Origin of the sequence: Mesorhizobium sp. M7A.F.Ca.CA.004.12.1.1, assembly GCF_003997835.1 — a bacterium.
Classification (GTDB): Bacteria; Pseudomonadota; Alphaproteobacteria; order Rhizobiales; family Rhizobiaceae; genus Mesorhizobium.
The window spans coordinates 1-6,840 of sequence record NZ_RZRK01000296.1 but is presented as its reverse complement, the minus strand read 5'-3'; the positions used below and the strand labels follow the sequence as shown (position 1 = coordinate 6,840).

General features: G+C 64.0%; 6 protein-coding genes. All 6 read left to right on the top strand.

Features of this window, described 5'->3' with window-relative positions:
* The coding region (gene ligD, locus EN984_RS16950; RefSeq protein ID WP_127383839.1) for a DNA ligase D at window positions 1-1,981 on the top strand (1,981 nt) is incomplete at its 5' end.
* A gap of 227 nt (window positions 1,982-2,208) precedes the next feature.
* Window positions 2,209-3,114, top strand: a complete 906-nt coding sequence (locus EN984_RS16945) for a Ku protein (RefSeq protein WP_024501732.1) — start codon at window positions 2,209-2,211, stop codon at window positions 3,112-3,114.
* Window positions 3,111-4,226, top strand: coding sequence for a tetratricopeptide repeat protein (locus tag EN984_RS16940; protein WP_127269166.1), 1,116 nt, complete (start codon window positions 3,111-3,113; stop codon window positions 4,224-4,226). The genes EN984_RS16945 and EN984_RS16940 overlap by 4 nt, the downstream gene beginning before the upstream one ends.
* A 232-nt stretch (window positions 4,227-4,458) precedes the next feature.
* Entirely contained in the window at window positions 4,459-5,103 is a 645-nt protein-coding gene (locus tag EN984_RS16935; protein WP_127269167.1) for an alpha/beta fold hydrolase, read from the top strand.
* 4 nt (window positions 5,104-5,107) lie between these two features.
* On the top strand, window positions 5,108-5,878 hold the full coding sequence (locus tag EN984_RS16930; RefSeq protein ID WP_127269168.1) for an exodeoxyribonuclease III: 771 nt from the start codon (window positions 5,108-5,110) through the stop codon (window positions 5,876-5,878).
* A gap of 193 nt (window positions 5,879-6,071) precedes the next feature.
* The coding region (locus tag EN984_RS16925; protein ID WP_348630230.1) for an SdrD B-like domain-containing protein at window positions 6,072-6,840 on the top strand (769 nt) is incomplete at its 3' end.

The following is a 6,840-nucleotide window of genomic DNA, read 5'->3' as shown; positions in this document are numbered from 1 at the left end:
CATCCTCACGGCCCGGCCGGAAAGCGTCAAATCCGGATTGCGCATCGAGGAGTTGGCGGCGCCGGCGAAGCCAGCCGCCAAACCCGCGCCCAGACAGGGATCGCTGAAGCCCGGCACGCTGCCGGGTGCGTTCAAGGCCCCCATGCTTGCTCGTATCGAGCCGCAACTGGCGACGCAGGTGCCAAAACCACCGGATGGCGGGGACACAAGGGAAGTCTGGCTGCACGAAATCAAATTCGACGGCTACCGCACCATGGCGCATCTTACTGAGGGCGCGGTCAAGCTGATCACCCGTGGCGGCATCGACTGGACGAAGCGCTATGGCGACCTGCCGCATGCGTTCGCCAAACTGCCGTGCCGCGACGCCATCGTCGACGGCGAGATCGTGGTGCTCGATGCCAAGGGCATCAGCCGCTTCGCGCTGCTGCAGGATGCGCTGGCGCAGGGCGCCGGCAGCAAGCTCCATTTCTACGCCTTCGATCTTCTCCATCTCGACGGCTGGGACCTGACCAAGGCGCCGCTGGTCCGGCGCAAGGCGCTGCTGGCGCAGATGCTGTCGGGCCTCGGTGCCAATTCCGCCATCCAGTTCTCCGACCATGTCGAGGGCTCGGGGCAGGGGCTCTACGACCAGGCGTCGGAACTGGGGCTGGAGGGTGTCGTCTCCAAGCGCGCCACGGCCATCTATCAGAGCGGCCGAAGCAAAAGCTGGACCAAGACCAAGGCGTTGCTGTCGGACGACTTCGTCGTCGCAGGCTTCACCATCTCCGATGCGGCCGAAGGGCTGGCGGCGCTCGGCATGGCAGAGTTTGAGGATGGTGAATTGCATTATCGCGGCAAGGTCGGCACTGGTTTCGATGCCGCCACCGCCGGTGAGCTGCTCGCCAGGCTGGAGCCGCTGCGGGAAGGCGCCACCGCGCCCGAGGGCGTCCCGCGCGAAATCATGCGCGAGATGAACTGGGTGCGCCCGCTGCTGTCGGCGCGCATCCATTACGCCAACCGCACATCGGACAACGCACTGCGCCACGGCGTCTTCCGCGGTTTGAGAGATGTCGGCCTGTCGACGCCGGTCTCGTCCAAACGCAAGCGGCTGATCGCCGAGGCCGACCTTGCCACCATCTGGGTGACCAACCCGACGCGCCGGCTGTTCGGCAAGACCGGCCCGACCAAGCTCGACATCGCCGTCTATTATGCGCTGGTCGGCGATTTCATGCTGCCGCACATCCTCGGCCGGCCGGTGTCGCTGGTGCGCTGCCCGACCGGCCTGCCGAAGGATTGCTTCTTCCAGCGCCACGCCTTCACCGGTATGCCGCCCTCGGTGGTGACATTCGAGGCGACAAATTCGGAGGGCGAGACCAAATCCTATCTCTCGATCGAAGGCGCGAAAGGATATCTGGCGCTGGCGCAGTTCGGCGTCGTCGAGTTCCATACCTGGGGCACCCACCGCACCAGCCTCGACAGACCCGACCAGATCGTCCTCGACCTCGATCCGGGCGAGGGGATTTCATGGCGCGAGGTGGTCGAGGCCGCCGTGCACATCAAGGGCGAATTGGAGCGCCTGGGGCTGGTGCCGTTCGCCAAGACCTCCGGCGGCAGCGGCATCCACATCACCGTGCCGGTGACGGGCAAGCAGAACTGGAAGAAACTGCACCAGGCGACCAGCGCCATCGCCACGCATCTGGCGACAACGGCGCCGGACACCTTCACCACCACCATGGGCAAGGACAACCGCAAGAAGCGCATCTTCATCGATTATCATCGCAATGCGCGCGGCCACACCTCCGCAGCCCCTTATTCCTTGCGCGCCCGCACCAATCTGCCGGCCTCGACGCCGGTGAGCTGGAGCGATCTGGAATCCATCGATGCGCCGCAGTATCTGAACTATTCCTCCCTGCCGGGGCTGCTGGCGACGTCGGGCGATCCGTGGGCGGAGATCGACGAGTTCGCGCGGGATTTGCCGGTGTTCGAGGGAACGAGGAAGTAGTCGCGAGATGAGGGCGCAGTCCCGCCAGCGTCTCAATTCCAAGTCCATCGACGCTTCCGACAATTTGAATTATTCTCTCCGCCACGACCTCAAAGACGTACCGGAAGATTTCGTCAGGGATTTGCCTGTATCGTGTGGGGTCGGTGTAGGATTTCCTCGGCGCCAATCGTCCTTCGGACGAAAAGCGCTGCAGCAAATGTCAGTGCATGGCCGCGTAGGAGTGTTTCATGGCGCCCAGGGCAAGTTGGAAAGGTTACCTCAAACTCAGCCTCGTGAGCTGTCCGGTGCGGCTATATCCCGCCACCAGCGCCAGCGAGCGCATCAGCTTCAACCAGTTGCACAAGAAGACCCATAACCGCATCAACATGAAACCGGTCGACCCCGAATTGGGGCTCGTCGAGCGTGCTGATCTGGTCAAGGGCTACGAATACGAGGACAAGCAGTACATCATCATCGATGATGCCGATCTCGATGCGGTGCGCATCGAATCCAATCACACGATGAACATCGAGGCCTTCGTCGACGAGGACGAGGTCGATGTCATCTATCAGGACGCGCCCTACTACATGGCGCCCGACGGTGCGATGGCGGAAGAGACCTTTGCCGTGCTGCGCGAAGCGATGCGCAAATCCGGCAAGCTGGCGATCGCCCGCCTGGTGCTGTCCAGCCGCGAGCGCGTGGTGACGATCGGCGCGCGCGAGAACGGTATGTTCGTGTGTACATTGAGGAACCCGAACGAAGTACGCGGCACGGCTGAATATTTCGGCAACATCCCGGCTGGCAAGCCCGACCCCGAAATGCTGCAGCTCGCCGAGGCGCTGATCAAGCAGAAGGAAACCACCTTCGATCCGAAGAATTATGAGGACCGCTACGAGGCGGCACTCATGACGATGATCCGCGAGAAGCTGAAAGGCCACAAGCCGATCATCGCGGCGGCACCCGAGCGCGGCAATGTCATCAACCTGATGGATGCGCTGAAGGCCAGCCTGTCGCAATCGAAGCCGCCGGCCAAATCGAAAAGCAAGGCCGACGAGGTTGCCAAGCCCGCCGCGAAGAAGGCGGCAGCGGGTGGTGCTGCTGAAAATCCGTTGAAGGCCAATCTGCTGAAGGCGGTCGGCAAGAGCAAGAAATGACGGCACCGACCGGCGCTGTTTTCGGCACGATAGGCGCGCTGGCGGCTTTTCCGCTCAGGCTGGCTGCGCGGGAAGTGGAACGCCAGCACGGCCAGCTGCGGCGCGGTATCACCAGGCGCACCACGCATGTCGTCTTCGGCCGGACACTTCTCGCCAGGGCAGGCCTCGTCAAAAACGGCGATGCCGGGATCGAGCGCAGTGTCGCCGCCGAGCGCGCGGCCGGTCGAACGCTGATCAGCGAGAACGGATTCCTGCGCCTTCTCGGACTGATGAAGACACCGGAGGCGTCTTCGCTGTCGCGGCAATCGCTGATCGATCAGTCGCGGCTATCAGGCTCCGACCTCGATTTTTTGTCGCTGTTCGATGCGTTCGAGCATGACACAGAACCTTATTCCTTCCGCGACCTGATCCTGGCGCGCAAATATGCCGGGCTCATCGCCGGCGGCGCGACATGGGCGGCGATCGCGCGCTCCGTCCACCGCTCCGGCCCGGTGGCGTCGCTGACCGCCAAGTCGCTCAATGTCGGCTCGCAGCATGGGCGCGCCGACGCGATCTATCTCGAAGGCGGCCAGAGCGAACTCGATGGGCAGTTGCTGTTCGATCTCGGAACAGCCGGGGCAGAGGGTGACGACACGCTGGAGGAGCTGTTCGCCGAGGCGGAAGCGGCGGAGGAGCAGGGCGACCATGATGGGGCCGCCGCGCTCTACCAGCGCTGTCTCGCCATCGATCCGAGCGATGCGATTGCCGCCTTCAACCGCGCCAACTGCCTGCGCGCCGGCGGCCACGCGGTGGACGCCGCGCATGACTATATCAATGCGATAAAACTCGACCCGGCCTTCGTCGAGGCGTGGTTCAACCTGGCCGGACTGATGAGCGAGCAAGGTCGCGAAGCCTCGGCGCGAAGGCACCTGCAGAAGGCGATCGCGCTCGACAAGACCTATGCCGATCCGGTGTTCAACCTTGCGAGGTTGGAGTTCGACGCGGGCAATCTGCTAGAGGCGCGGCAGCTGTGGGTGCGCTATCTCGAACTCGACGCGGATTCGGAATGGGCGCGGGTTGCAGCCAAGGGCGTGCAGTTCGTGGATCTGCAGCTGGCGCGGACGGCGGGGTGAGCATGATTGGCAAAGGCCGCCATGACAGCCAATCTCCCCCCTTGCGGGGGAGATGTCCGGCAGGACAGAGGGGGGCGCTGTCCCGCCAACAGATCGGCCAATTTTGGCGCGTGTTCCCGCACGCAAGCATGACCGAAGGCTGGCATTCCTTCACGCCCCCCTCTGCCCTGCCAGGCATCTCCCCCACGAGGGGGGAGATCAGCAGCGTCGCCGTCGCGCCGGACATCACAGCATGACCCACTTCCTCTTCGACGGTCCCGACACCGCGCCCACCACCATCCTGCTTGCCCATGGTGCGGGCGCGTCGATGGATTCGCCTTCGATGACCGCCACCGCCAAGGCGCTGGCCGCGGCCGGCTTACAGGTCGCGCGCTTTGAATTCCACTACATGGCTGCCCGCCGCTACGGCCACCGCAAACCGCCGCCGCGGGCCGAGACGGTAAATCCGGAATATATCAAGGCGACAGCCGACCTCAGGGCAAAGGGCGTGACGGGACCGCTGATCATCGGCGGCAAGTCGATGGGCGGGCGCGTCGCCTCCATGGTCGCCGACGAGATGTTTGCCAAGGGCGAGATTTCAGGGCTGGTCTGCCTCGGCTATCCCTTCCATCCGCCGGCCAAGCCCGAGCAATTGCGCACCAAACACCTTGCCGATCTGAAGACGCCGACGCTGATCTTCCAAGGTACCCGCGACGAGTTCGGCACCAGGGACGAGGTTGCGACTTATGACCTTTCCGATCGCATCGAGGTCATCTGGCTGGAGGACGGCGACCACGATCTCAAGCCTCGCAAGAGCATCTCGGGATTTTCGGCGGCCGACCATCTGAAGATGCTGGCCGAGACGGTCAAGGCGTGGTCGGGTCGGATCGCTTCCTGAAGCGATGAAGATCGCCTCCTTCAACATCAACAACATCAACAGCCGGCTTGAAAACCTGCTGGGATGGCTGGCTGTGGCAAAGCCCGATGTCGCCTGCCTGCAGGAGCTGAAGGCGCGCGACATGCAGTTTCCACGCTCGGCATTGGCGGCGGCCGGCTATGGCGCGGTGTGGAAGGGCGAGCCGACGTGGAACGGTGTTGCCATCCTGGCACGGGGCGCCGAGCCAGTGCTGACCCGCGATGCCTTGCCCGGCGATGATGCCGACAGGCAGAGCCGTTATATCGAGGCGGCGGTGAACGGCATCATCGTCGCTTGTCTCTATGCGCCGAACGGCAATCCTCAGCCCGGTCCGAAATTCGCCTACAAGCTCGCCTGGCACGCGCGGCTGGAGGTGCATGCCGAACAGTTGCTCGACACCGGCCTGCCGGTGGTGCTGGCCGGCGACTACAACATCGTGCCCGAGCCGCGCGATATCTACGCCACCCGCTCCTATGACGACAACGCGCTGGTGCAGCCGGAAAGCCGGGCGTCGTTCCAGCGCCTGCTCGACCAGGGTTGGCTTGATGCCCTGCGCAAGAAGCATCCGAAGGAAACGCTTTACACATTCTGGGACTATCGCCGCAACCGCTGGCCGCGCGATGCCGGCCTCCGGCTCGATCACATCCTGCTGTCGAAGAAACTGGCACGCCGCCTGACCGCCGCCGGCATCGACCGCGACGTGCGCGGCGAGGACGGCGCCAGCGACCATGCGCCGGTGTGGGTGGAATTGAAGTAGGCGACTGCTTTCATTGCGTCGCGCTTGAACGGGTCCCTGCAACGCGCTTAAAGTCCTTTGTCTTGATGCAAGTTGCTGTCCCAATCCGGGTTCGCTTTTGGCCGACATGCAATAACCCTGTCGGCAAAGTACTCCAACGCAGCCGGATCGCCCGTGAACGCAACCCCCCACGAGATTTGTGAATCGAGGCTCCATGCCTGACTTGGGCGCTGTCGAGATACTGGCCGCTGCCATTGTGGTGCTTGCGGCTGCTGTCATGTCCTGGCTGCTGTGGCGGAAGCGCAGCCGCCGCAAGGGACGGCGGCAGACCAATCCGGCTGCCGACTATGCCGTCCGTACCGAATGGAACGCCGGCGGGGGTATGCTCAATTACTCATCCTTCGTCTATTTCGATGTCGATCGCGACGGCAAATACGGCGCCGGAGACCGGCCGATGGCCGGGATCATGGTGCGGCTGTATGACGAAGCCGGCAAGCTCGCCGCATCCGCGCGCACCAACAATGCCGGCTTTGCCAATTTTCCCATGTCGGTGAAAAGCAGAAAGGCCGTGATCCGCAAGCCGGGCAACTGGCGCTTTGTGGTTTCGGTGCCGCCCGGCTGGCAGGCGAAAAGCGAAAATGACATTCAGTCCCGACGCTTCATGCCGCTGCCGGGTTCGCCGGCCGGGATGGTATCGCAGGAGATGCTGCTGCCGGTCGGTCTGGCACCGCCGCGCCGCGTCAGCGGGCGCGTTGCCGGCGATGGACCAGCGACCCTCTCCATGTCGGGGAACGGGCACGTCCTGGAGACGCGGGCACTGGCCCCGGGTGCCGTCTTCAGCTTCGACCTGGCTGAAGAAGCCAACACGGTCAGCGTCAGCGGCGGCGGCTTGGAGCGGCGGCTGACGCTGTCGCCCTACTCGGCGGATCTCGGCCTGCTGTCGCCGCAACGCGCCGGCATCGACACTGATGCCGCCCTCGAAA

What these genes read in the sequence shown, in the direction of transcription:
- EN984_RS16935 (WP_127269167.1), top strand. Translation starts at nt 4,459, where the DNA reads ATGACCCACTTCCTCTTCGACGGTCCCGACACCGCGCCCACCACCATC.
- EN984_RS16940 (WP_127269166.1), top strand. Translation starts at nt 3,111, where the DNA reads ATGACGGCACCGACCGGCGCTGTTTTCGGCACGATAGGCGCGCTGGCG.
- EN984_RS16930 (WP_127269168.1), top strand. Translation starts at nt 5,108, where the DNA reads ATGAAGATCGCCTCCTTCAACATCAACAACATCAACAGCCGGCTTGAA.
- EN984_RS16945 (WP_024501732.1), top strand. Translation starts at nt 2,209, where the DNA reads ATGGCGCCCAGGGCAAGTTGGAAAGGTTACCTCAAACTCAGCCTCGTG.